At 64.7% G+C, this 22,905-nt stretch carries 27 protein-coding genes and 1 tRNA gene; 12 read left to right on the forward strand and 16 right to left on the reverse strand.

Annotation, left to right across the window (positions count from 1 at the left end):
- Positions 1 to 6: 6 nt before the first annotated feature.
- The gene (locus H0O22_RS04780; RefSeq protein WP_185187842.1) at positions 7 to 669 is read right to left on the reverse strand and encodes a class I SAM-dependent methyltransferase; all 663 of its coding nucleotides are present in this window, start codon (positions 667 to 669) and stop codon (positions 7 to 9) included.
- A gap of 180 nt (positions 670 to 849) precedes the next feature.
- On the opposite strand from H0O22_RS04780, the gene nrdJ reads away from it, so the two are divergent.
- Both nrdJ and H0O22_RS04790 read left to right on the forward strand, forming a co-directional pair.
- Positions 850 to 3,186 (forward strand): ribonucleoside-triphosphate reductase, adenosylcobalamin-dependent, encoded by a 2,337-nt coding sequence (nrdJ, locus tag H0O22_RS04785; RefSeq protein ID WP_255439556.1) that lies wholly within the window; start codon positions 850 to 852, stop codon positions 3,184 to 3,186.
- A gap of 113 nt (positions 3,187 to 3,299) precedes the next feature.
- Positions 3,300 to 3,497: a hypothetical protein gene (locus H0O22_RS04790; protein ID WP_185187844.1), complete on the forward strand. Its 198-nt coding sequence runs from the start codon at positions 3,300 to 3,302 to the stop codon at positions 3,495 to 3,497.
- Positions 3,498 to 3,501: 4 nt separating this feature from the next.
- On the opposite strand, the gene H0O22_RS04795 is transcribed toward H0O22_RS04790, so the two are convergent.
- Positions 3,502 to 3,672 carry a hypothetical protein gene (locus tag H0O22_RS04795; RefSeq protein ID WP_185187845.1) on the reverse strand — a complete coding sequence of 57 codons (171 nt, stop codon included), beginning with the start codon at positions 3,670 to 3,672 and terminating at the stop codon, positions 3,502 to 3,504.
- Positions 3,673 to 3,799: 127 nt separating this feature from the next.
- Between H0O22_RS04795 and H0O22_RS04800 the strand changes: the two genes are divergently transcribed.
- The 3 genes from H0O22_RS04800 to H0O22_RS04810 all read left to right on the forward strand — a co-directional run bounded on the left by H0O22_RS04800 (position 3,800) and on the right by H0O22_RS04810 (position 4,691).
- Positions 3,800 to 3,884 (forward strand) — tRNA-Ser (locus tag H0O22_RS04800).
- A gap of 225 nt (positions 3,885 to 4,109) precedes the next feature.
- Positions 4,110 to 4,301 (forward strand): hypothetical protein, encoded by a 192-nt coding sequence (locus H0O22_RS04805; RefSeq protein ID WP_185187846.1) that lies wholly within the window; start codon positions 4,110 to 4,112, stop codon positions 4,299 to 4,301.
- 42 nt (positions 4,302 to 4,343) lie between these two features.
- Positions 4,344 to 4,691, forward strand: a complete 348-nt coding sequence (locus H0O22_RS04810; RefSeq protein ID WP_185187847.1) for a hypothetical protein — start codon at positions 4,344 to 4,346, stop codon at positions 4,689 to 4,691.
- 139 nt (positions 4,692 to 4,830) lie between these two features.
- Here the strand turns inward: H0O22_RS04810 and H0O22_RS04815 are convergent, their stop codons facing one another.
- The 5 genes from H0O22_RS04815 to H0O22_RS04835 are packed head-to-tail and all read right to left on the reverse strand — an operon-like array spanning position 4,831 to position 7,718.
- Positions 4,831 to 5,853, reverse strand: coding sequence for a linear amide C-N hydrolase (locus H0O22_RS04815; protein WP_185187848.1), 1,023 nt, complete (start codon positions 5,851 to 5,853; stop codon positions 4,831 to 4,833).
- A gap of 46 nt (positions 5,854 to 5,899) precedes the next feature.
- Positions 5,900 to 6,295, reverse strand: coding sequence for a hypothetical protein (locus H0O22_RS04820; protein WP_185187849.1), 396 nt, complete (start codon positions 6,293 to 6,295; stop codon positions 5,900 to 5,902).
- Positions 6,292 to 6,540 (reverse strand): hypothetical protein, encoded by a 249-nt coding sequence (locus H0O22_RS04825; protein ID WP_185187850.1) that lies wholly within the window; start codon positions 6,538 to 6,540, stop codon positions 6,292 to 6,294. Before H0O22_RS04825 ends, H0O22_RS04820 begins: the two co-directional genes overlap by 4 nt.
- 36 nt (positions 6,541 to 6,576) lie before the next feature.
- Positions 6,577 to 7,173, reverse strand: coding sequence for a DUF4335 domain-containing protein (locus tag H0O22_RS04830; RefSeq protein ID WP_185187851.1), 597 nt, complete (start codon positions 7,171 to 7,173; stop codon positions 6,577 to 6,579).
- An 8-nt stretch (positions 7,174 to 7,181) separates the two neighbouring features.
- Positions 7,182 to 7,718, reverse strand: coding sequence for a DUF3038 domain-containing protein (locus tag H0O22_RS04835; protein WP_185187852.1), 537 nt, complete (start codon positions 7,716 to 7,718; stop codon positions 7,182 to 7,184).
- 39 nt (positions 7,719 to 7,757) lie between these two features.
- Here H0O22_RS04835 and H0O22_RS04840 point away from each other — a divergent pair, with 39 nt between their 5' ends.
- Positions 7,758 to 8,282 carry an adenine phosphoribosyltransferase gene (locus H0O22_RS04840; protein WP_185187853.1) on the forward strand — a complete coding sequence of 175 codons (525 nt, stop codon included), beginning with the start codon at positions 7,758 to 7,760 and terminating at the stop codon, positions 8,280 to 8,282.
- 4 nt (positions 8,283 to 8,286) lie between these two features.
- Here the strand turns inward: H0O22_RS04840 and H0O22_RS04845 are convergent, their stop codons facing one another.
- From H0O22_RS04845 to dapB, 5 genes are all read right to left on the reverse strand, one after another.
- The gene (locus H0O22_RS04845; RefSeq protein WP_185187854.1) at positions 8,287 to 8,499 is read right to left on the reverse strand and encodes a DUF2949 domain-containing protein; all 213 of its coding nucleotides are present in this window, start codon (positions 8,497 to 8,499) and stop codon (positions 8,287 to 8,289) included.
- Positions 8,500 to 8,512: 13 nt separating this feature from the next.
- Positions 8,513 to 9,673 carry an FAD-dependent monooxygenase gene (locus H0O22_RS04850; protein WP_255439479.1) on the reverse strand — a complete coding sequence of 387 codons (1,161 nt, stop codon included), beginning with the start codon at positions 9,671 to 9,673 and terminating at the stop codon, positions 8,513 to 8,515.
- Between the two features lie 69 nt (positions 9,674 to 9,742).
- A complete protein-coding gene (locus H0O22_RS04855; protein ID WP_185187856.1) occupies positions 9,743 to 9,997 on the reverse strand; it encodes a high light inducible protein in 255 nt (84 codons plus the stop codon).
- A 60-nt stretch (positions 9,998 to 10,057) separates the two neighbouring features.
- A complete protein-coding gene (locus H0O22_RS04860) occupies positions 10,058 to 10,705 on the reverse strand; it encodes a hypothetical protein (RefSeq protein ID WP_185187857.1) in 648 nt (215 codons plus the stop codon).
- A 26-nt stretch (positions 10,706 to 10,731) separates the two neighbouring features.
- On the reverse strand, positions 10,732 to 11,586 hold the full coding sequence (dapB, locus tag H0O22_RS04865) for a 4-hydroxy-tetrahydrodipicolinate reductase (RefSeq protein ID WP_185187858.1): 855 nt from the start codon (positions 11,584 to 11,586) through the stop codon (positions 10,732 to 10,734).
- A 156-nt stretch (positions 11,587 to 11,742) separates the two neighbouring features.
- Between dapB and H0O22_RS04870 the strand changes: the two genes are divergently transcribed.
- A complete protein-coding gene (locus tag H0O22_RS04870; protein WP_185187859.1) occupies positions 11,743 to 15,747 on the forward strand; it encodes a magnesium chelatase subunit H in 4,005 nt (1,334 codons plus the stop codon).
- Positions 15,748 to 15,797: 50 nt separating this feature from the next.
- On the opposite strand, the gene folP is transcribed toward H0O22_RS04870, so the two are convergent.
- The 3 genes from folP to H0O22_RS04885 all read right to left on the reverse strand — a co-directional run bounded on the left by folP (position 15,798) and on the right by H0O22_RS04885 (position 17,602).
- Positions 15,798 to 16,631 carry a dihydropteroate synthase gene (folP, locus tag H0O22_RS04875; RefSeq protein ID WP_185187860.1) on the reverse strand — a complete coding sequence of 278 codons (834 nt, stop codon included), beginning with the start codon at positions 16,629 to 16,631 and terminating at the stop codon, positions 15,798 to 15,800.
- Positions 16,631 to 17,323: a triose-phosphate isomerase gene (gene tpiA, locus H0O22_RS04880; RefSeq protein WP_255439557.1), complete on the reverse strand. Its 693-nt coding sequence runs from the start codon at positions 17,321 to 17,323 to the stop codon at positions 16,631 to 16,633. The genes folP and tpiA overlap by 1 nt, the downstream gene beginning before the upstream one ends.
- 84 nt (positions 17,324 to 17,407) lie before the next feature.
- Positions 17,408 to 17,602: an RNA-binding S4 domain-containing protein gene (locus H0O22_RS04885; protein ID WP_185188312.1), complete on the reverse strand. Its 195-nt coding sequence runs from the start codon at positions 17,600 to 17,602 to the stop codon at positions 17,408 to 17,410.
- Between the two features lie 54 nt (positions 17,603 to 17,656).
- Between H0O22_RS04885 and H0O22_RS04890 the strand changes: the two genes are divergently transcribed.
- Genes H0O22_RS04890 through H0O22_RS04900 form a run of 3 tightly spaced genes read left to right on the forward strand, consistent with a single transcriptional unit; the run spans position 17,657 to position 20,043 of the window.
- Positions 17,657 to 19,393, forward strand: coding sequence for an ABC transporter ATP-binding protein (locus tag H0O22_RS04890; RefSeq protein ID WP_185187861.1), 1,737 nt, complete (start codon positions 17,657 to 17,659; stop codon positions 19,391 to 19,393).
- A 9-nt stretch (positions 19,394 to 19,402) separates the two neighbouring features.
- Positions 19,403 to 19,789 (forward strand): hypothetical protein, encoded by a 387-nt coding sequence (locus tag H0O22_RS04895; protein ID WP_185187862.1) that lies wholly within the window; start codon positions 19,403 to 19,405, stop codon positions 19,787 to 19,789.
- Between the two features lie 26 nt (positions 19,790 to 19,815).
- Positions 19,816 to 20,043 carry a DUF6447 family protein gene (locus H0O22_RS04900; protein ID WP_185187863.1) on the forward strand — a complete coding sequence of 76 codons (228 nt, stop codon included), beginning with the start codon at positions 19,816 to 19,818 and terminating at the stop codon, positions 20,041 to 20,043.
- Here the strand turns inward: H0O22_RS04900 and cysK are convergent, their stop codons facing one another.
- Positions 20,044 to 21,024 (reverse strand): cysteine synthase A, encoded by a 981-nt coding sequence (gene cysK, locus H0O22_RS04905; RefSeq protein ID WP_185187864.1) that lies wholly within the window; start codon positions 21,022 to 21,024, stop codon positions 20,044 to 20,046.
- Between the two features lie 100 nt (positions 21,025 to 21,124).
- On the opposite strand from cysK, the gene H0O22_RS04910 reads away from it, so the two are divergent.
- Positions 21,125 to 21,616, forward strand: a complete 492-nt coding sequence (locus tag H0O22_RS04910) for an HdeD family acid-resistance protein (protein ID WP_185187865.1) — start codon at positions 21,125 to 21,127, stop codon at positions 21,614 to 21,616.
- The gene (locus H0O22_RS04915; RefSeq protein WP_185187866.1) at positions 21,613 to 22,839 is read left to right on the forward strand and encodes an FAD-dependent oxidoreductase; all 1,227 of its coding nucleotides are present in this window, start codon (positions 21,613 to 21,615) and stop codon (positions 22,837 to 22,839) included. The genes H0O22_RS04910 and H0O22_RS04915 overlap by 4 nt, the downstream gene beginning before the upstream one ends.
- Positions 22,840 to 22,905: the final 66 nt, after the last annotated feature.

Raw genomic sequence — 22,905 nt, forward strand, 5'->3', positions numbered from 1 at the left:
GTGAACTCACGGCAATTCCCCCCAGACCTCTAAGTAACGGTCATCCACCTCGGCGACCTGCAACATCTCCAAGCCCGAGCGCTGCAGCTGCTCCGTCACCTCAGCGGCCGTAAAGGCGGCATGCAAGGAGGCCAGGTAGTCGTGTTGCAGCACCGGCGGTGCCTCGGCCAGATAACGCTCCCGCAACGCCTCCGCGGCCTCGGGACTAGGGGGGCGGCGCAGGTCCTTCAGGTAGACACGCGCCCCTGGAGCAGCCGCTTGGGCGATGGCCAGCCAGAGCATCAGCGGATCGTGCAAGTGGTGCAGGGTGCTGTTGCTCACCACGGCACTGCAACCCGCAGGCAGATCCGGCGATGGCAGGCAACGCTCCACAAAGGAGAGACGCCCAACCAGGTCTCCTTCCTGGTGCAGGCGGCGCTCAGCCAACTGGAGCATCGCCGCAGCACCGTCCAGGCCGATCACCACAGTGTCCGAATAGGCCCGGGCCAGACGAAAGCTGATGTTGCCTGGGCCGCAGCCCAGATCCAAGATTCGCCCCCCCAAACCACCGGGGAAGAGCTCGGCGATGCGCTCCACCAACGCCTGGTCACCTGCACTGAAGTCAGCCGCGGCATAGGCGGACGCCTGCTCAGGGGCATCCATCAATTCCGGTTCAGGGGTGCGCTGCATCCACGAGCCGACCAAGTCAGATTCAGTCTGACGAAAATTCCAGATTTTCCACATCCCAGTCCCCCACAGGCAGAAGGACGGCGAAACCCATTGCGCACCGCCACTAGTGGCAACGGCAACTTGCAGACCCCACCAGTGGCGTTAAGGTGCCGGCACGCTTAGAGATCGACGCCCGTGACCGTGTCAGTTCCTGGAGCCAGTGCCGCGAGCAGCACCAGCGCCCTGAACAGCCCCAGACCTGACTTTCCTGCGACTGCCCCTGCCGCGAATCCGGTCTTCTACCGGACCTACAGCCGCAAAACCCCGAACGGCCGCGAAAGCTGGAACGAGGTCGCCGAGCGCAACCTCTCGGGCCTGCGCAAACTCGGCAATCTGAACGAGGCAGAAGTGACCCTGCTGCGCCGGATGCAGCAGGAACAAAAAGCGCTGCCCTCGGGCCGTTGGCTCTGGATTGGTGGCACCCCCTGGATCGAGCAGGAGGCGAACTTCTCCGGTTCCTACAACTGCACCTCCACCAACCTGGTGGATTGGGAAGCCTTCGGTCTGATGATGGACCTGGCGATGATGGGCTGCGGCACCGGCGCCATCATTGAGCCGCACCTGATCGAGCGGCTCCCCGCGGTCCGCAACACCCTCAAGGTCACCGGCGTCAGCGACATCGGCGTCACCCCTGCCGGCCAGCGCCAAGAGACCACAACTCACGAGATCAACGGCCAAACCGTCACAGTGAAGGTGGGCGACACCCGACGCGGCTGGGTGGACAGCTATCAGCTGCTGCTCAAACTCTGCAGCGACGAGCGCTTCGACGCGAGCACCCCGATTGAGGTCAGCGTGGACCTCTCCGATGTCCGCCCCGTTGGCGAGACACTGAAGGGCTTCGGCGGCATGGCCAATCCGGTCAAGCTCAAGGACCTCTACGGCCGCGTCGCCCAAATCCTGAACAAAGCCCAAGGTCGACAGCTGACCTCGGTGGAGTGCTGCCTGCTCATCGATGAAGCCGCCGTCACGATCGTGGCCGGCAACATCCGCCGCAGCGCCGGCATGCGCCAGTTCGCCGCGGACGACAGCGCCGCCTCCACCGCCAAGGACAACCTCTGGCAACAGGACAGCGACGGCAACTGGCGCATTGACCCCGAGCGCGATGCCCTGCGCATGGCGAACCACACCCGGGTCTTCCACAGCCGTCCCGACCGTCAGACCGTCCTCGAGGCCGTCACCAAGCAGTTCCACTCCGGCGAAGGCGCGATTCAGTTCGCCCCTGAAGCCATCGCCCGCTCCAACGCCGACCTGCTCTCCACCCCTGAGCTGCGCAAGGAGTTCATGGACGTCTACTGCGAGCAGGGACGGGAGGAAGCCGGCCGCTGGCTCACCACCAACCACCCCGACCTGAGCCCCGAGGAGCTCGAGCATCGCCTCGGCCGCTATGGCCTGAACCCCTGCGGCGAAATCCTGGGGGCGGACTTCCACTGCAACCTCGCCGAGATCCACCTCAACCGGATCGATCCCGATGACCTGGTGGCCCAAGAGGAGGCCTTCACCGCCGGCGGCCTGGCCGTGGCCTGCCTGCTCAACCACCGTTTCGAAGTGGAGCGCTACCGCCAAAGCCGCGCCTGGGACCCCATCGTCGGCGTGAGCTTCACCGGCTTGTTCGACTTCTTTGTCCATGCCTTTGGCACCCCCTGGCTGACCTGGTGGGAAGCCGGCCGCCCCGACAGCGAAGATGGCCGCGCCTTCAAGGCGAAGGAAGCTGAGTACCTCAGCCGCTGGAAGGAGATCGTCAACAAGGCGGTTTGGGACTACTGCGATCGCCACGGCCTGCGCCGTCCCAACCGCTGCACGACCGTTCAGCCCGCCGGCACCAAGAGCCTGCTCACCGGCGCATCCCCCGGCTGGCACCCCCCCAAGGCCCAGCGCTTCATCCGCCGGATCACCTTCCGCAAGAACGATCCTGTTGCTCTGGCCTGCATGGACTACGGCTACTCGATCGTGCCGTCCCAGTCCGACAAGGATGAAGAAGGTCGCCTTCTGGATGACGCCTTTGATCCCCGCTGCACCGAGTGGCTGGTGGAAATCCCCACCGAGGTGAGCTGGGCGAACATCCCTGGCGCCGATGCCGTTGAGATCAACAACTTCTCAGCGATGGCCCAGTTCGACTTCTACATGCAGGTGCAGCAGCACTACACCGCCCACAACACCTCGGCGACGGTGGAGTTCCGCGAGCACGAGATCGAACCGCTGACCGATGCGATCCACGCCGCGATCGACAACGGCCAGGGGTACATCTCCGCAGCCCTGCTGGCTCGCTTCGACGCCAACGCGACCTTCCCGCGCCTGCCCTTCGAGCCCATCAACCAGGCCACCTACGAAGAACTCCAAGCCGCCGTGGTCAGCCGCCGACGCACCAACGATTTCTTCGAAGCCCTGCAGCGCTACGACGGCGGTGAATTGATGGAGGCCGGCCCCGCGGGCTGCGACTCCGACAAGTGCCTGCTGCCCCTGGCCAAGCCCGAGAACTGACGCACTCCTACCTCGGTAGCCGCCCCCGGATCCCTCTGGCGGGCGGCTTTTTCATGGGCGCCCACACCCCAATCCTCAGCCACTTAACATTCGTTTACACGGGCTTTCGACTGATGACGGCGCCGACCTCCTTGTCCTTGGAATCCAACTTCGAGCTCGAGCGCATCAAACGCTCCATCGATGCCATGGACGACCTCGAGCTGCTCAAGCACCTGGCCAAGCAAATGGCCGAGATGATGCACGCTCAGAAGCACGTCACCAATCAGCTCATCGGCGGACGCAAGCGCCAAAGCTTCGGCTTCGACGCCTGAACCTCTACCCGGGCGCAGTCGACGAGAGCAGGTCTAACGAAATAGCGACCTGCTCCAACAACTCGCAGCAACGCTCGTACTGATGGTCCGGGCTGAGACTGATCGGCAGAGTCTCGATCATGTCGGCCAGCTCCCGAGTACGCACAGCCAGCAGGTTGGTGGAAAGAACGGCCATCCATCAGGCGACCACGCGGTCGCTGCGCTCTAAACCAACCATGTCAACTCGTCTCAATGATCTCGCACTTGAGACGAGTTGATTTTGCGGGCCCATGGAACAATGAGAAAGACCAAAGGTCGTCCCTGGAGGGGTGGTCGAGTGGTTGATGGCTCCGGTCTTGAAAACCGGCGAAGTGAAAGCTTCCGTGGGTTCGAATCCCACCCCCTCCGCTTTTCCCAACCGACTCAGCCCCAGGCAGCCTGAGCCTTCGCTGGCGCCGAAACTACGCATTTTGCCGAGCTTGAGGGCCTGCGCAAGTGAGACAAGGGAATCTCAAGATTTCAGTGACAGTGCACGGCAGCACGAGCGAAGAGCCGAACCTGGTAAACGGCAATATTCGCAACACTTTTGGACCCGCAGGCTCGCTTCGATGGTGTCCCAGCGAACACTCTCCCGTGCGCTACGAACCTGGCACCAGCGAATGCCGCGTCCTGATCAACAGCAAGGAGCAGATCGAAACGATGCTCCTGACCTTGAGCAAGTTGGAGAACACCGAAGCCATTCGTGAGCAATTGCGCTCCGTCCACGCCCAGCTCGAGGCACTGCACGATCAGGTGCGCGAACAACGCAGTTCCGTTCCTGCCTGAGCGTTGCTCTAATCGAAGTAGGCCTTCGATTCGGCCGCTTCCATGGCAGCCGCTCCATTCCCCAGTCGCGTGCTCGTCCTGCTGGCTCTGCTCAGTGGGACGACGGGGGTCAGCGCGGCCCAGGAGGTAACCCTGGTGCCGCAGCAGCCGATCGAGCAGGCCGACGCCAGCCTGCGCACCCAGGGCTGGGAACCCGCCAAGGACCTGGCTCCGGAGCCCATGGATCGGCAGTTGGCCGGAAATCGCCTTCAAAGCCTGAGTGCCTGCTCTGGCACCGGTCAGGGCTTTTGCCGCTACGACTACCAGCGGGGAGTCGAGACCCTAGCCGTCATTACCGTTCCTGGCCCTGCGGCCCACGGCTTAGTGCTGCAGTGGATTCAGGGGCGATGATGCCCCGAGGCGCCACGAGCAACCGTGTTTGAAAACGACAAGCGTCCGCCTTGGTTGAACTGGCTGTTCCTCGGGATCTTCCTCTGGAGCTCCTGGCAGCTGGCCGGCTTCTGGTTCCAGCAGCTCCACGGCGGCTAGATCAAGAGCGATTCAGCAGATCCGAGACGTCGCCGGTCAGCGCCGGGGACTGAACGTCAAGGCGGCGCATCGGCCCACCGCCGCTGAAGCGCAAGCGGCTCAGCTCCACCCAGATCGGATAGGGATTGCGGGCCAGCTGAAAGGCGTAGCTGCCCTGATCGAGGTTCGCGATCACGGTCCACAGGGTCTGCCAGCTGTCCTCCGCCTGACCGCCGGAATAATCCTCGGCGCCCGCCGGTACGGCGACGTTTTTCATCACCCCGTAGAGATTCGCCTCCGCCTCGTCGGGCGTTGAGGCCTTGGGCAGGGTGCTGAGGAAGGTCGAGGCGCGCACAAAACGGGAGGCGGGATCGACATCACCGGGGAGCGGCAGCGTTCCACCAAAGGGCCGGTAGCGCTTGAGGTTCTGCAGCTGCCAGGCCAGCGGTGGCTCGTTCGTCATCACCCGGGTCTGATTCCCCTGATGCACCACCATCCGGCCGCCGATGAACTCGACCACCGCAGAGCGTCCACGGCGATCCGCCATCGAAAGATGCAAGCCCCAATTGCGATCCAGGATTTGATCGGAGACGATCTGAACCTGTGCCAAGCCGGCAATCGCCTCCTCAACCGTCGCGAAGTTGTCGAGCACAAACTCCGCCATCCGCAGGTTGGAGAGGACCGGCTTACCGCTGCTGGCGGAGCCGTAGTCACTGCCGGAGAGGTAGAGCAGGTTGACGTTCAGGCCCCGTTCATTCAGGCCATCGGCGAGGACGGTTCCCACACTCATCACCCCGACGCTGCCGTGCTTGACGCGCCAGCGCCTGGCATTCGGAACGCTCGTGCTCACCAGACCACCGGCCTCCAGGCCGCGGGGCCGCAGCACCAGAGCCGCCCGGTCATCGAGATAGAGATCCATCGTGCGCCCGACAACAGCCGACTGACCGTTGCTGTTGGAGAGCACACGGCTACAGGCCAGGGCCGCCGCTGGCGTGAAGGCCCCAAGCAGGAGCAACGCGATGGGCCACAACCGACGGGTCGCCATGGAGAAGCGCGGTGGAACGCTTCCCACAGGATGCTGAGAACGCCGACTAGCGGCGACGTTTTGCCTTGACTGATTTGGGGGCTGGGGCCACCACGGCGCGCACGAAACGCACCAGTCCCCCCAACAAACAGAGCAGTGCCAACAGGGCGAGACCACCAAGAAGCAGCACCCCCAGCAACTGGAGGATCCCCATCAACAGTTGGGAGAGCCCGCCGATCAGATGCGCCAAGGCGGTGCTCACCAGGAGCAGGCTGTCGAGATCAATCAGCTGAGGCAGCTGGAGCAGCAGCACCAGCAGGCCGACCCCGCCGGCCATCATCAAAACCGCCTCCAAGATCAGCCGAGGGCGGCGCTTGGCTTTGCGCTTGCGGAAGACAGGACGCTGGCGCTCAGCCGCTCCCGAGGCGCTCCCCACCACCCGCAGACGCCGCTGCCGTGTCATGACTCCAACTGGTGTCCAGCGCCGAGCATCCAGCGCTCAAATTCGATCAAAACCAGCTCATTGGGGCAATCCACCAGGCTGAGGTCGCCCACGGTGCAATCCCCCTGACCGCCGTGGTGCAACGAGAGATGGAAGTCAGGACCGCTCAGACCGCACACTTCCGGATCGCTGCGAACGACCACATCCAGGCAGGCGCCCAGACGGGTGACACGACGACGCAATTCCGACCAGCTCAATGCGCTCATCGCAATACAGCAAGTGTGGGGTGATTCAAACGGACGTCAACCGTCCTTCGCCGGGGGCGCCAGCTCGGGGGCAGTCTGGGCTGCCGGCTTCGGCGTCGGCAGCATCGCAATCAAGGCGGCACTGATCGCAAGAGCCGCCACGCCGGCCACCGGAGCCGCAAGCCGGCGGAGCAAGGGCTGACGGTGGCGCAGCTCCTTGCGCGCCAAGGGCTGCAGCGACGGCGTCTCAAACGGAAGCGCCAGGCGGGGGTCCAAGCGCAGCTGATCGAGGCAACGCACCAAGTCCGAAAGCTCGGCGTCATCCAGACGCAAGGTCAAGGGCGGCGTATTCGGCTGGCTGCTGCGCAACTCCAGCTGGTGGCCTGCCTCACCTGGGGCAATCGCCACCGGCGCATCCGCAGCACCAAAGGACTTGGGCACACCACTCAGAAGATGGCGGGCATAGGGAATGACAGCGCTCAGCAGCGCCTGGAGGTGTTCCCGCTTGCCCTCGAGTTCGGTCTGACCGGCCAGCCCCATCGTGAAGCCGGTCAAGATGCCGATCGTGCTCGCGTCCTGCCCGGCGGAGAGATCCGGCAGACCCTCGACGATCAAGCGGCAGCTGGTTTGTTCGTAGCGCGTGGTGAGTTTCATCTCAGTGATCAAACAGCCGCATCAAGAAGACTGGCCCGCAGGCGCTCGAAGCCGCCCTCACCGGCGCAGAGCGCCATCGCCTGCACCAGCTCGCGGCTCAGGGCAGGTCCCTGCTCGGGATCCAGCAGACGCTGGACGCCACCGCGCCGGGGGTTGAGGCGCTCCAGCACCAGCTCCCGCAGGCGCGAGCGAAACAACTCCCAGCGCTGCGCATTCAGATCAGGGGGCTCGGCTGAGGAGAGCAGCGTGCGCAACATCGGATAGAGGCGCTCCGAGAGTGCCGTCAGGATGCGAATCAACGCATCCGTCTCCTCAGGCTTGAGGGACGCCCGGCGGGTGTTGCGGCGCAGGGGGTTGCTGCAGCGGCGCTTCCAGAGCTCCACCCGGTTCGGGAAGAGATCGGTAAAGCCCATCTCCTCGCTCAGCCAAACCATCGCCTCCCCGCCGTTGAGGTCCAGGGCCTCGGCGCAGAGGAGCATCAAATCCAGGCGCTCAATGCCGCGGCGGGACAAGGGGGTTTGCACGCTCGCTGGGGCTTCGGCCATGGCTGCGATACTGCCAGCACTGGCGCTGATTCGTCGACCATGACCTCTATCAACCTGCGTCAGCTGGTCCGGGAAATCCCCGATTTCCCGCAACCCGGGATCCTCTTTCGCGACATCATTCCGCTGATGCGCCAACCGGATGCCTGGCAGGAGGTCATGCATCAGCTCGGAGAGGTCTGTGATCGGTTGAAGCCCGACCTGATCGTCGGCATCGAATCACGGGGCTTCATCGTTGGCACCGCCCTGGCCACCGCCAAAACGATCGGCTTCAGCCCGGTGCGCAAACCCGGCAAGTTGCCCGGCGAAGTCATCGGCGTCGACTACAGCCTTGAGTACGGCACCGACCGACTCGAGATCGTGCCCGATGGCTTCGAGAACAATCCCCGGGTGCTGGTCGTCGACGACCTGCTGGCCACCGGCGGCACCGCCGCGGCGTGCGCCCAGCTGGTTCAGCAGGTAGGCGGCGAGCTGGTGGGATTTGCCTTCGTCGTGGAACTGGCGGATCTGGGCGGAAAGAGCAAGCTCCCCGCCGGGGTCCCCGTGGACTCCTTGATCGTCTACTGAGGCACTACAGGTGCAGGTCCTGCCACTGCAGGACCTGATCAAGCTGATCGAGGCTGATCAGGCCAAAGCGCCAGAGCACCACCGGAAGGGGGGCCTGCTCGAGTTGGGACTGCTTAAGGCCCAAGCCCAATGCGTTCTCGCTCAGCCCAAGCGTGCTGCGGAGGAAGCGCAGCAGCTCGGGATGGGGAGGGGGTTGCGGCGAGGTGCAAATCACCATGCCGCCATCCTGCTTAGCTCCGCCAGAGGCGGCAAGGTCCGTCGCTCATCGCCCGCAGACTGAGCTGACGCATCCAGCCCCAACGCCCCAGGGCCTGCAGGGCCAAGCGTCGCACCAGCAGGAGTGGGGCGAAACGGTTGGAGAAGAGGCGCACCAGAGCATCGGTGGCCAGCAGCACCAACGCGATATCGAGCACACGGGCACGCCCGTAGGCCCTCGCTAAGGATCGAGGCCGCAGACGCCCGTCACCGCACCGCCGGGCCAGACGGTGGAGCTGATCGACGTCGCGCCAGCAGAGGTTCAGGCCTTGGCCGCCAACGGGATGGCAGCGGTGGGCCACCTCACCGACGACGATCGTGCCACGACGGGCCAGGGGCCAAGCCCACTCCAGGGCCACCGGAAAGGCCCGGGGCTGATCCAGGAGCACTTCCGCCTGGAGCTCTTCGGGCAAGGCGGCGCTGAGGGCATCAAGGAAAGCGACACCATCGAGCTGCTCCAACTGGCGCAGGCGCTGCAGCGGCGCACTCCAGACCAATTGGAAGGCATCACCCCCCAGGGGCAGGACCGCAAAGGGGCCTTCTGGGCGAAACAGCTCCCAGGCCTGGTCCGGGGCCGAGCCCCGCAGGCGCACCTGCACCGTCAGACAACCCTGGCGGTAGGGCCAGCCCCATTGCCGTATGCGGGCCGCCTGGCGGGTAGCCGAACGGTGACCATCGGCCGCTACCACGAGATCAACGCCGGCGGAGGGGGGCAGCGGCGGGGTGCCCAGGCTCTCCGCAATGGCTCCCTGCTGGCGGACGGCCTCAAGCAGAACGCGCATCAATTCCCGGTGCTGCAGGATCCACCCCACCGGTTGATCGCCCTCCCCCAGCCAGGCCAGGTCGGCGCTCGTAAAGGGCACCTGCAGGTGGGTGGCCCGGTCGCAGAGCTCCAGCCGCCGAAACGGGGCGAGGGCTGGAGTGAGGGCCTGCCAAAGCCCCAGCCGCAGCAACAGCTCCCGGCTGGAATGGGTCAAGGCATAGGCCCGGTTGCGCGCCTGCAGGGCAGCGGCATCGAGGGGATCGCAGAGCTCCACCTGCCAGCCGGCTTCCACCAGCGCCAAAGCCGAGAGCGCTCCGGTGGGTCCGGCGCCATTCACCCGAGCGCGCAGGCTGGAGGGCTGTCTCAGGGGCACGGAACGAACGGCACAAAAAAACCGCAACACGATTCTGTGCTGCGGCCTTCGTCAAACGAGAGAGGGAATTCAGCCGAGACCCAGCAGGCCGTGGGTGAAGGACTCACCGCCCAGTGCCAGCTCGGTGGCGAGCAGGGCTATGAAGCCGAGCATGGCCATGCGGCCGTTCAGCTTTTCAGCGCGGTCATGGAAACCCCAGCCGCTCTCGGCGTCCACCACTTCCATGCGGGGCTCGGTGGCGAAGGCGTTGAGGCGGCCGCCGTCCTCTTCGGTGACGGTGGCGCCGCGGATCACTGCAGGGGCGGAAGGATTGGCTTGGGTCATCACGCGTCGCTACGGAACTTGACGCAATTGTAACGCAATATTGCGCGATGTAACAAGCCCTTAGCGAAGCCGCTTGAGGCAGAGCTCCTCGAAGGCCGGGCGGAGCAAGAACGGGTACTCACCCACCCACAGCTTCATCTGGGGCAACCAAGCATCACTGAGGGCCCCGACCCGGGAGAAGTCCTTGCGCTCACTCAGCACCAGGCAACGCACGACCGCACCCCGGCGGATCTGCTTGTGCTTTTTGTTGTAGGGAAACCGAACACTGCCGAGGTAGCCGTCTTCGTCCTCTAGCTCCAAGCAGAGCCAGGTGCGGCGGTTCTCGACGGTCTCCAGGCGCCCCTGCTTGTCGGTGGTCTCCTGGCGACCCTCCACCAGTTCCTTCGTGTAGAGGTCGGCCACTTCCCCCTCAAAGATCGCGGCCGCGGGGTAACGGCGAAGGGTCGCATTCTTGCGGCTGGCCTCGACGATCGGCCCCCAGAGCACATACAGAAGGAACACCACCCCGACCATCAGCAGGATGGGGGAGGCCTGGCTGTTGATGGCCACCCCCTGGCTGATCAACAGGCTGATCACGCCGCCGATGACCGAGATGAAAACCCGCTGCAGCACCTTCTGGGGGTTGCCGCTGCAGAAGTTGAACTGAGGGCCAGTGGCCACCGCGGGGATCAGACGCGGCAGCTCTCCGGGGCGAAGCGGGATGAGCATGGCGCCAGTGTCTGCTGCAGAGGGGATTAGAGCAAGCGCTCCAGGCCGTAAACCAGGCCCTCCAACTGACGCACCTTGCGGGCCGTCAGCAACACGCCGGGCATGTAGGCCGAGCGATCGATCGTGTCGTGGCGAAGGGTATAGGTCTCGCCCGGGGCACCAAACATCACCTCTTGATGGGCCACCAGACCGGGAAGGCGGATGGAGTGCAGCCGCAGACCGCTCTCCCGCTGTCCGCCCCGGCAACCCGCCAGGGTTTCGTGCTCCTCCACCTGCAGCGGATTGAACGACTTGCCCAGGTCCTCCATCAACTCGGCCGTCTTGATGCAAGTGCCGCTCGGGGCATCGGCCTTGCGGTTGTGGTGCAGCTCGCTCAGCTCGGCGAAGTCATAGAAGCGGGCCGCCGCCGCAGCGGCCTGCTGCAGGAGAACCATCCCAACGGAGAAGTTCGGAATCACGGCACCGCCCACGGACGCCTTGGCAGCAAATGCGGCTAGCTCACTGAGTTGTTCGGGGCTCAGGCCAGTGGTGCCGATCACCGGATGGACCCCGTAGGCGATGGCGGCACGGGTGTGCTCGTAGACCACCGACGGATGGGTGAAATCCACGAGAACCGCGCCCTGGCCTGGTCCGTCATTGCGCACAGCCTGGCTGGCCTGGCAGAGGGTGCCCTCGAAGTCAGCGGTGATCGCCACCTCCAACTCCCCAAGGCCGAGCTCCAGACCCACATCCGCGCCTTCCTTATCGGGGGTGGTGTCGACCGCGCCCACCAGCTGGCAATCGGCGGCGGCGACAACGGTTTTGATCACCTCGGCACCCATCCGGCCCAAGGCGCCAGCCACCACAACGGAGAGGGGCTTGCTGGCGGGGGCCTGAGTCATCGGGAGAAGGGGACGGTGGCTCGAGCCTATGTCGCGCCAATACCACGCCTTCCGGGGTCGAGGAACCCCCCGAGAGCTCCTGTTACAGCAACGAAAGACCCTCGCGCAGCCAGCGCAGTCCTTCGTAGGCTCCTTCACATTGCTCAATCAGCGCGAATGTTCACGCAGGTCCGCTCAGCTTCCCGCCGCGTCAGCCCCGCGGAGGTGAATGGCCGGGCCGTGATGAAAGCGGTCTATGTGGTTCTAGAGCCCCAGTACCAGAACGCGCTGACCCAAGCAGCCACCGCCCTCAACGACGCCAATGGCTCGATCGCCATTGATCTGAGCGGGTATCTGATCGAAGAGCTTCGAGACCCTGATAACTACGCCGACTTCTGCGCCGATGTCGCTGAGGCCGATGTCTTCGTCGCCTCGCTGATTTTCATCGAAGACCTGGCCCAGAAGGTCGTCGATGCGGTGGCTCCCCACCGCGACCGACTGAAGGCGGCTGTGGTCTTCCCCTCCATGCCGGAGGTGATGCGCCTGAACAAGCTGGGCAGCTTCTCGATGGCCCAGCTCGGTCAGAGCAAGTCGGCCATCGCCGGCTTCATGAAAAAGCGCAAGGAGGCCGGCGGCGCCGGGTTCCAGGACGCCATGTTGAAGCTGCTCAACACCCTCCCGACGGTGTTGAAGTACCTGCCGGTGGAGAAGGCGCAGGACGCCCGCTCCTTCATGCTCAGCTTCCAGTACTGGCTGGGCGGTACCCCGGACAACCTCCGGAACTTCCTGCTGATGCTGGCGGACAAGTACGTCTTCCCCCGCAACAGCGAGGACCGTCCCGAGATCCAAGTGGCTGATCCCGAGGTCTTCCCCGACCTGGGCATCTGGCACCCCCTGGCTCCCTCGATGTTCGAGGACCTCAAGGAGTACCTCAACTGGAACGCCAGTCGCCAAGACCTGAGCGACAAAGCACGCAAGGGCCCCGTGATCGGCCTGGTGCTTCAGCGCAGCCACATCGTCACCGGCGATGAGGCCCACTACGTTGCCGTCATCCAGGAACTGGAGTTCCGGGGCGCCACAGTCATCCCCGTCTTCTGCGGCGGCCTGGACTTCACCAAGCCGGTCAATGCCTTCTTCTATGACCCGCTGAACCCCGACCAGCCCCTCGTGGATGGCGTGGTCTCCTTGACCGGCTTCGCCCTGGTCGGCGGCCCCGCTCGCCAGGACCACCCCAAGGCAATTGAGGTCCTCAAGAAGCTCAATCGCCCCTACATGGTGGCGCTGCCCCTGGTCTTCCAAACCACCCAGGAGTGGGAAGAGAGCGACCTGGGTCTGCACCCGGTTCAGGTGGCCCTTCAGATCGCCATCCCCGAGCTCGACGGCGCAATCGAGCCGATCGTGCTGTCCGGCCGCGATGACGCCACCGGTAAAGCCCACACCCTGCAGGACCGGGTGGATGCCATTGCGGAACGGGCCATCCGTTGGGCCTCCCTGCGAATCAAGCCTCGCAGCGATAAGAAGCTGGCGATCACCGTCTTCAGCTTCCCCCCCGACAAGGGCAACGTCGGCACCGCGGCCTACCTGGACGTCTTCGGCTCCATCCACCGCTTGATGGAAGAGATGCGCGCCAAGGGCTACGACGTCAGCGGTCTGCCCCGCAACTCCAAGGAGCTGATGGAGGCGGTCCTCCAGGACCCAGAGGCCCTCGAGGGTGCACCGGAACTGGCCATCGCCCACCGGATGAGCGTTGAGGAATACGAACGCCTCACGCCCTACTCGGAGCGCCTCGAGGAGAACTGGGGCAAGCCCCCCGGCAACTTGAACAGCGACGGCACCAACCTGCTGATCTTCGGTCGCCACTTCGGCAACGTCTTCGTCGGCGTTCAGCCCACCTTTGGCTACGAGGGTGACCCGATGCGGCTGCTGTACTCCCGCAGTGCCAGCCCCCACCACGGCTTCGCCGCCTACTACACCTATCTCGAGAAGGTCTGGGGTACAGACGCGGTGCTGCACTTCGGCACCCACGGCTCCCTGGAGTTCATGCCCGGTAAGCAGATGGGCATGAGCGAGACCTGCTACCCCGACTCGCTGATCGGCGCCCTGCCGAACCTCTACTACTACGCCGCCAACAACCCATCGGAAGCCACCATCGCCAAGCGGCGGGGCTACGCCGAAACCATCAGCTACCTGACCCCTCCGGCTGAGAACGCCGGTCTCTACAAGGGCCTAAAGGAGCTGGGCGAACTGGTGGGCTCCTACCAGCAACTGCGTGAGAGCTCCCGCGGCGTCCAAATCGTCAATGCCGTGGTCGAAACCGCACGCCAGTGCAACCTCGACAAGGACGTTGAGCTGCCCGAGATCGATGCCAGCGAGCTGGACCTCGACGGCCGCGATGGCGTCGTCGGTGCGGTCTATCGCCAACTGATGGAGATCGAGAGCCGCCTGCTGCCCTGCGGTCTGCACACCATCGGCAAGCCCCCCACGGCTGAAGAGGCGATTGCCACGTTGGTCAACATCGCTGCTCTTGAGCGCGAGGAAGAGGGCATCCGCTCCCTGCCTGCCCTGCTGGCGGAAAGCAAAGGACGCACGATCGCCGACGTCTACCAGGGCAACGACGAGGGCGTGCTCGCCGATGTGGAGCTCAACCGCGTCATCACCGAAACCTCCCGCGCCGCCATCGGCGCCATGGTCAAGGCCGTCACCGGCAGCGATGGCCGGGTGACCCTGCGCCGCAACTTCGGTTGGTTCTACGACCTGCTCGAGCGCTTCGGCTTCAAGCTGCCCAGCCCCTGGCTGAGTGCCTGCAACGCCGCTGGCTTCCCCGACGTCGATCAAGCCGAGCTGGAGACGCTCTTTGGCTACCTGCAGTTCTGCCTTGAGCAGGTTTGCGCGGATTTGGAGATGGAGAGCCTGTTGAAGGCCCTCGATGGCGAGTACGTCCTCCCCGGCCCCGGCGGTGATCCGATCCGGAACCCCAACGTGCTGCCCAGCGGCAAAAACCTCCACGCCCTCGACCCCCAGGCCATTCCGACCCGGGCCGCCGTGGCCGCCGCCAAGGTGGTGGTGGACCGTCTGATTGAACGTCAGCGCGAGGAACAGGGCACCTGGCCCGAGACCATCGCCTGCGTGCTCTGGGGCACCGACAACATCAAGACCTACGGCGAATCGCTGGCCCAGATCCTCTGGTTCATCGGTGCCCGTCCGGTGCCCGACTCCCTGGGCCGGGTGAACAAGCTGGAGTTGATCCCCCTCGAAGAGCTGGGCCGTCCCCGCGTCGATGTTGTGGTGAACTGCAGCGGCGTCTTCCGCGACCTGTTCATCAACCAGATGGCCCTGATTGACCAGGGCGTGAAGATGGCCGCCGAGGCCGATGAGCCCCTGGAGATGAACTTCGTGCGCAAGCACGCCCAGGAGCAGTCCGAGAAGGAAGGCGTTTCCCTTCGGGATGCGGCGACCAGGGTGTTCTCGAACGCCAGTGGCAGCTACAGCTCCAACGTCAACCTGGCGGTTGAGAACAGCACCTGGGAAGAGGAGAACGAGCTGCAGGAGATGTACCTCTCCCGCAAGACCTTCGCCTTCAACGCCGACAACCCCGGCGAGATGAACCAGAAGCGCGAGATGTTCGAGTCGGTCATGAAGACCGCCGATGTCACCTTCCAGAACCTGGATTCAGCGGAGATCTCCCTCACCGACGTGAGCCACTACTTCGACAGTGACCCCACCAAGCTGATCCAAGGGCTGCGGGATGACGGCAAGGCTCCCTCAAGCTACATCGCCGACACCACCACGGCAAACGCCCAGGTCCGCTCCTTGAGCGAGACGATCCGCCTGGATTCACGCACCAAGCTGCTCAATCCGAAGTGGTACGAGGGCATGCTCGATTCCGGCTACGAGGGTGTGCGTGAAGTCGCCAAGCGCCTGAACTTCACCCTGGGCTGGAGTGCGACCAGTGGTTCCGTGGACAACTTCGTCTACGAAGAAGCCAACGAGACCTTCATCAACGATCCCGAGATGCGCAAGCGTCTAATGGATCTCAACCCCCACAGCTTCCGCCGCATCGTCGGCACGCTGCTGGAGGTGAATGGCCGGGGCTACTGGGAGACCTCCGACGAGAACATCGAACAACTCCAGGAGATCTACCAGGAGATCGAAGACCGGATCGAAGGCGTCAGCGAGGGCTGAGTTTCAACAAGACATCCACTCATGCCCCTTCGGGGGCCTTTTTTATTGGTCTAACGCCAGAGCGCATCCGCCATCCGTGTGACCTGGGCGATGGCCGCCCCGTCATGAACGCGCACCACGTCGACACCAGCCGCGACGCAGCGCGCCACCACCGCCGCGGTTCCCCAGAGACGTGCCTTCGGCCGGGGCTCATTCAGAAGAGCACCGATGAATCGTTTCCGGGACGGCCCCACCAACAGCGGGATGCCGTCGACCTTGAGCCGTTCGAGTCCCCGCAGGAGCTCAAGGTTTTGCTCGGTGGTCTTCGCAAAGCCCAGCCCCGGATCCCAGATCAGCTGGTCCTGGCGGATGCCGGCCGCCAAGGCCGTTTCCGTGGACAGGCGCAACTCCCGCAGCACCCCCGCAACGACACCAGCTGCGCCGTAATCAACGAGGCCATCCATCGTCTGGCTATCGCCGCGGGAGTGCATCAAGACGTAGGGGCAGCCGACATCCGCCACCACCTTGAGGATCTCGGGATCTCGGCAACCGCCGCTGATGTCATTGATCCAATCCGCACCGGCTTCGAGGGCTGCTGCCGCGACGGAGGCGCGATAGGTGTCGACCGAGATCAGGGCCGGAAGCGACTCGGCGTCGATGGCCGCACGAATGAGACGCAGGCTGGGGAGCAGACGTCGCAGCTCTTCCGCTGATCCGACATCCTCTGCATTGGGTCGCGTGCTCTGGGCGCCCAGATCAAGTACGGACACGCCAGCGGTGGCGAATCGCAGGGCCTGTTTCAGCGCTTGATCGGGATGATCGAACCTCCCCCCATCGCTGAAAGAATCGGGGGTGAGATTGATCACCCCCATCACCTGGGTGCGCTGGCCCCAGGAGCCCCCCATCAGACGGGCTGGAAGTTCGCGATCCGAGCGAATCCTTCTGGATCCAGGGAAGCGCCACCGACGAGGACCCCGTCGATATCGCTTTGGGCCATCAGTTGATCGATGGTGGCGGGGTTCACGGAACCGCCGTACTGAACGACAACCTCGGGGTAGCCGACCCACTCGCGGATCAGGCCGCAGATGCGGTTGGCCTCACTGGCTTCACAGGTCTTGCCGGTACCAATCGCCCAGATCGGCTCGTAGGCCACGATCAGTTTGGAGTGATCGAGACCATCCACCCCCTGCTGGACCTGGCGGCGGATCACCTTCTCGGCCTCACCGGCTTCCCGCTGGGAGTCACTCTCACCCACACACAGGATCGGGATGATCCCGTGCTTCTGGGCGCTGCGGGCCCGCAGGTTGATCTGCTCGTCGGTCTCGCTGTAGTACTTGCGGGGCTCGCTATGGCCAACGATGGCGTGGCTGACGCCGTGCTCGAGCAGCATCCCGGCGGAGACCATCCCGGTGAAGGCGCCCTTCTCCTGCCAGTGGATGTTCTGAGCAGAAATCTGAATACCGCTGCCGGCCAGGGCACTGCTCAGGGTCGCGATGGCGGTGAAGGGCGGAGCCAGCACCACCTCGCGATCGCTGGGCAGGTTGGCCACCAGGGGCTTGAAGGCTTCCGCAAAGGCCTGCGCTTCAGCGCAGGTCATGTGCATCTTCCAATTGCCCGCGATGACAGCCTTGCCCACTGGGTTCTTCGGTTGATCAGCCACCCAACCTAAAGCCTTGCGAGATCAGGATTCTTCCGGGGGCTTCTCCACGACATGGGTCTGTCCATCCAGCTCCACCCTGTCACCGGGCTTGAGCTTGCGGCCGCGCTGGGTCTCCTGAAAGCCATTAACCCGAACTTCTCCCCCCTGGATGCGCTGCTTGGCCTCACCACCGGTGAACACCAGGCCTTGCCACTTGAGGAATTGATCAAGGCGAATCGCTTCTGCCGCCGAAGGGGTACCGCTCAAAAAAAGCGCTGATAGCTTGCCCCGATGCTCGCACCCTCATCGGCCGGCTTCCGGCGTCTGCTGCCGCTGCTGAAGCCCCACCGCCCCGCACTGATCGCGGGTGGGGCTTGCATGCTCGTCTTTGTGGGCTGTTGGCCCCTGCTGGCCTGGCTGGCCGGTCAATTGATCCCCGCCATCGGTGCCGGGGAGTTCAACCGGGTGCTCCAGGTCATCGGCCTGGCTCTGGCGGTCTTCATGCTCCAGAAGGTGGCCCAATTCGGCCAGGACACCCTTTTGGCCGGGCCAGCCCTGCAGGTCAGCCAGGAACTGCGGCGTCGGCTCTTTGCCCGGCTGCAGCGGCTCGATTTCGGAGTGCTTGAAAAACTCTCCGCCGGAGATCTGACCTACCGCCTCACCGAGGACGCCGACCGGGTTGGCGAGGTCATCTACAAGACGATCCAGGACACCACTCCGTCGGTCCTCCAGCTGGTAGTGGTCTTCGGCTACATGGTCTGGCTGGACTGGAAGCTCTCGATCGGGACCCTGCTGCTGGCCCCCTTAGTGGCCGTGCTGGTCAGCCTGTTTGGCGCCAAGGTCATGGGCGCCGCCGAAAAGAGCCAAAAACAGGTCAGCGAACTCGCAGCCCTCTTGGGGGAGGCCATCTCCGGACTGCCGCTCGTGCGGGCCTTTGCCGCTGAGCCCTGGTTGCAGCAGCGCTTTGAGGTCGAGATCGACCTGCACCGCAGGGCCCGCTACCGCACCCAGAAACTCCTAGCCCTGCAGTACCCGGTCGTGGGCTTTCTGGAAGCCGCGGGCATCCTCGCGGTACTGCTCATGGGTGCCGCCCGGATCCAAAGCGGTGACCTCGATGGCCAGGGCTTCAGCAGCTATGTCGCCGCCCTGCTGATGCTGATCGACCCGATCAGCCACCTCACGACCAACTTCAACGAGTTCCAGCAGGGCCAGGCCTCGCTGAAGCGCCTGCGGGAAATCGAACGGGAAGCGGTCGAGCAACCCGATCGCCCCGACGCCCAACCCCTGGGACGGGTCGCCGGTGAACTGCTGCTGGAGCAGGTCAGCTTTTGCTACGACCCCCAGCAACCGGTGCTGAAGGACCTCTCGCTCCAGGTCAAACCCGGCCAGGTCGTTGCCTTGGTGGGTCCCTCCGGAGCCGGCAAGAGCACCCTCTTCTCGCTGCTGCTGCGCTTCAACACCGCCCAGGGCGGCCAGGTGCTGCTGGACGGACGCAACCTGGCGGACCTCAAGGCCGCGGAATTGCGCACAGCCGTCGCCCTGGTGCCCCAACAAAGCGCTGTTTTCTCCGGCACGGTCGCCGAGGCGATCGCCTTCGGCCGCCCCGCCAGCCGCGAGCAGATCCAGGCGGCGGCACGCCTGGCCAATGCCGACGGTTTCATCGAAGCTCTGCCCGGCGGCTACGACGCCCGGGTCGAGGAGCGGGGCAGCAACTTCTCCGGCGGCCAGCTCCAGCGTCTCGCCATTGCGAGGGCAGTGCTGGGCAACCCGGCCGTCCTGCTGCTGGATGAAGCCACCAGCGCCCTGGATGCCGAAGCCGAGGAAGCCGTCCAGCGGGGCCTGGATCAGGCCATGAAGGGCCGCACGGTGCTCGTCATCGCCCACCGCCTCTCCACCGTCCAGGAGGCTGACTCGATCCTGGTGCTCGAGAACGGCCAGATCGTCGACCAGGGCAACCACGATTTGCTGATCAGCCGGCCCGGCCGCTACCGGGACCTCTGCGAGCGCCAGCTGATTCGCGGTGCTTAACCTGGGTTCATGACGGACCCGGGCCCCACCGCGAAGCCACTCGGTGAGATGCCCGTCTGGGAGTACCGGGTCATCCACATCAATGTGGATAACAACAACCCGCCGGCCCCACCGGACCCGAAGGTGGCCAGCGAGCGGATGGGCGGCAAGCTCAGCCCGGAATTCATCAGCCGGGAATTTCCGCAGCAGTACGGCCCCGAGCAACAGGCCAAGGCGAAGGCCGCCCCGAAGCATCCCGCCGAGCAGCTGCAGCACTTCCTGAACCTGCTGGGCAAGGAGGGCTGGGAGCTCACGACCACCACCCAGGTGGGTCAGTTGCTGATGTTCTTTTTCAAGCGACCGCTGCGGCCCCTGCCCAAGCAAATCCCACCGGCAGAGACCAAGAAAGACCCGTAAGGTGACCCGGTCTACCGCCTTGTGTCGTGACCGACTCCGCCGCCCAGATCCCCCCCGTTCTGACCTTTGAGGGGAAGCGCTACGACCTCAACGCCCTGCCTGAGGAAGTCAAAGAGTTGGTGCGCGGCATGCAGGTTGCCGATGCCCAGCTGCGCATGCACGAAGACACCTTGAAGGTTCTCGCCGTCGGCCGTCAGTCCATGGCGATGCAGCTCAACGACAAGCTGCAGGGCGTCACCCCGATGGCCGACTGATCAACCGACCGGCAGGCCGCTCTCGTTGAAGATCCCCGCGAAGAGGACCGAGCTGAGATAACGCTCGCCAGAGTCGGGGAGGACCACAACGATCGTCTTGCCGGCATTGGCTGGATCCTTGGCCAGGCGCAGGGCTGCCACGGTGGCGGCCCCGCAGCTGATGCCGGCCAGGATCCCCTCCTCTTTGGCGAGGCGGCGGGCCATCTCGACGGCCTCGTCATCCCCAACCTGCTCGACGGAATCGACCATGGCCAGGTCGAGGTTGCCGGGCACGAAGCCCGCGCCGATCCCCTGGATCTTGTGGGGACCGGGCTGCAGTGCTTGACCACCTTTGGTCTGGCTGATCACCGGGCTGTTGATCGGCTCGACGGCGACCGTGTGCAGCGGCTTATTCAGGGTGTTCTTGATGTAGCGGCTCACGCCGGTCAAGGTGCCGCCGGTGCCGACGCCAGAAACAAAGACGTCGACGTTGCCGTCGGTATCGCTCCAGATCTCAGGGCCCGTGGTGTCGTGGTGCACCTGGGGGTTCGCGGGGTTCACGAACTGCTGCAGCAGCACGTAGCGATCGGGGTCGCTCGCCGCGATTTCCTTGGCCCGGTTCACGGCCCCGGTCATCCCCAGACGACCTTCGGTGAGCTCGAGATGGGCACCAAAGGCCGTCAGCAGCTTGCGCCGCTCCAGGCTCATCGTTTCCGGCATGGTCAAGGTGAGCTTGATCCCCTTGCTCGCAGCCACGAAGGCCAAGGCAATGCCGGTGTTGCCACTGGTGGGCTCGATCAGCTCCTTACCGGGACCCAGCAGACCGTCGCGCTCCGCTGCCGCCACCATCGCCGCACCGATTCGGCACTTCACCGAATAGGCCGGGTTGCGCCCCTCGATCTTGGCCAGCACCCGCGCACCACAGCCCTCGGTGATGCGGTTGAGCTGGACCAGTGGGGTGCGGCCGATCGTGAGGCTGTTATCGCTGAAGATCGCGGCCATGGGGCTTTGGGCTGCACACACATCTGTTGCCGCACCCTAAGAACTGAGCAGGCAAATAGGGAAACCGTTTCTAAGGTTCGGTTGATTTTGTGATCGGGCCGTGCCCCCCAAAACCCTGCATCGCATCGCGGCCGTTCTGCTCTTTATGGCGGGGGTCACCTCGATCGCGCTGCCCTTCATTTCCGCGACCGCACTGACCCTGAGCATTGGCGTGATCGCCGCGGTGGCCGGCGTCACCCAACTGCTCCGCCTCGGGCAGGCTGAGGACAGCAAAGGCAAGGTCTTCCGCCGCCTCTCTGGCCTGTTCTATGTGGTGGCGGGGATCTGGGTGGTGGCGTATCCCGTCGAGAGCGAAATCAGCCTGACCCTCTTCGTCGGTCTGCTTCTGATCTTCGAGGGAGTCATGGAGCTGGCTGCCGCCGCCGCCAGCCAGGCAGAAGCGCGGGGCCTGGTGCTGGCTGATGGTCTGGTGACCGCACTCCTGGGTGGCCTGCTGGTGGCCGAGTGGCCCAGCGACAGCCTCTGGGCCGTCGGCACCCTCTTTGGGATCTCCCTGTTCTTCACTGGGTTCAGGCTGCTGACGGCTGAGTGAGCCCACCACCCCGTTTCATCGTTGTCGGAGCGGGGCCCGCTGGCTTGAGCCTGGCCCTGCAGCTGGCCGAAGGGGGAGCCGAGGTCGCGCTGATCGAAGCCAGCGAGCGCTTCAAGCGGCAATTTCGCGGCGAAGCCCTGATGCCCAGCGGCCAACAGGCCCTGGCCCAGATGGGACTCCTGCCGCTACTGAAGGAGCTGCCGCAGCGCCCCTTGGAGGGATGGAGCGTCTGGCTGGAGCGGCGGCGTTTGTTTCGTGTCGCCGAACCCCTGGGCTCCCTGCAGCCCTGCACCCTGGTGCCCCAAGAGGCCCTCCTTGAGGCACTGCTCGAGCGGGCGCGACGCTGCCCGCGCCTGCAGTGGCGACCCGGTCAAGCCGTTCGGCAGCTGCTGAAGCGGGGATCACGCATCAGCGGCGTCGAACTCAGCAACGGCGAACAACTAGAGGCAGACCTGGTCATCGGCTGCGATGGACGCGGATCCCTACTGCGTCAACAGGCCGGAATCCAGCTCAAGTGCTTGGGAAAGCCGCTGGAGCTGCTCTGGTTTGAACTGCCCGGACCGATCCCCAAGGACTGCATCTGGGGGTTTCAAACCCTAGTGGCGGGCGGGCGGATCGGCAGTGCCTGCCTGAATGCCTCAGGGCATCTGCAACTGGCCTGGCTACTCAAGCCAGGGGAAGAGCGGGACAACCTCGCGTCTGAGGAGTGGGCGCAGCGGCTAGCCAACCTGGCGCCCGCCCCCCTGGCGCCGTTGCTCATCGAGCGTGGCGCAAGCCTGCGTGCCCCCGTGCGCTTCAAAGTGCAGGTCGGCATGGCCGAGCGCTGGCAGCAACCTGGCCTGCTTCTGCTTGGCGACGCCGCCCACCCGATGAGTCCGATTCGCGCCCAGGGGATCAACCTGGCCCTGCGGGACAGCGTGGTTGCAGCCGAGGCACTCCTTGCCGGCGATGATCTCGACGCGGCTTCAGCAGCGATCGAGCAACAACGCCGAACCGAGGTGAAGCGTTTGCAGCAGCTGCAAGAGGCTGAGGCCCGCCAAGGCCATCTCATCGGGTACAGCAGCCCGCTGCGCCATGGGCTGACACTGGCCCGCGGATTGATGGGGCCAGTTGCCCAACGGGTCTGGATGGCCCGGCAGCGGCCGCTCAGGGATGGCCTGCCTGAACAGCTACCCAAACCAAAACTCGCAGTGCCGCGGACTGGCAAAACCAACCGGAACTAGCATTGATGCAGTGGTGCCACACCGGTCGGACAGAAGCCGAACGACACGATCACGTCGACGCCTAAG

This window comes from Synechococcus sp. LTW-R (genome assembly GCF_014217875.1).
GTDB lineage: Bacteria > Cyanobacteriota > Cyanobacteriia > PCC-6307 > Cyanobiaceae > Vulcanococcus.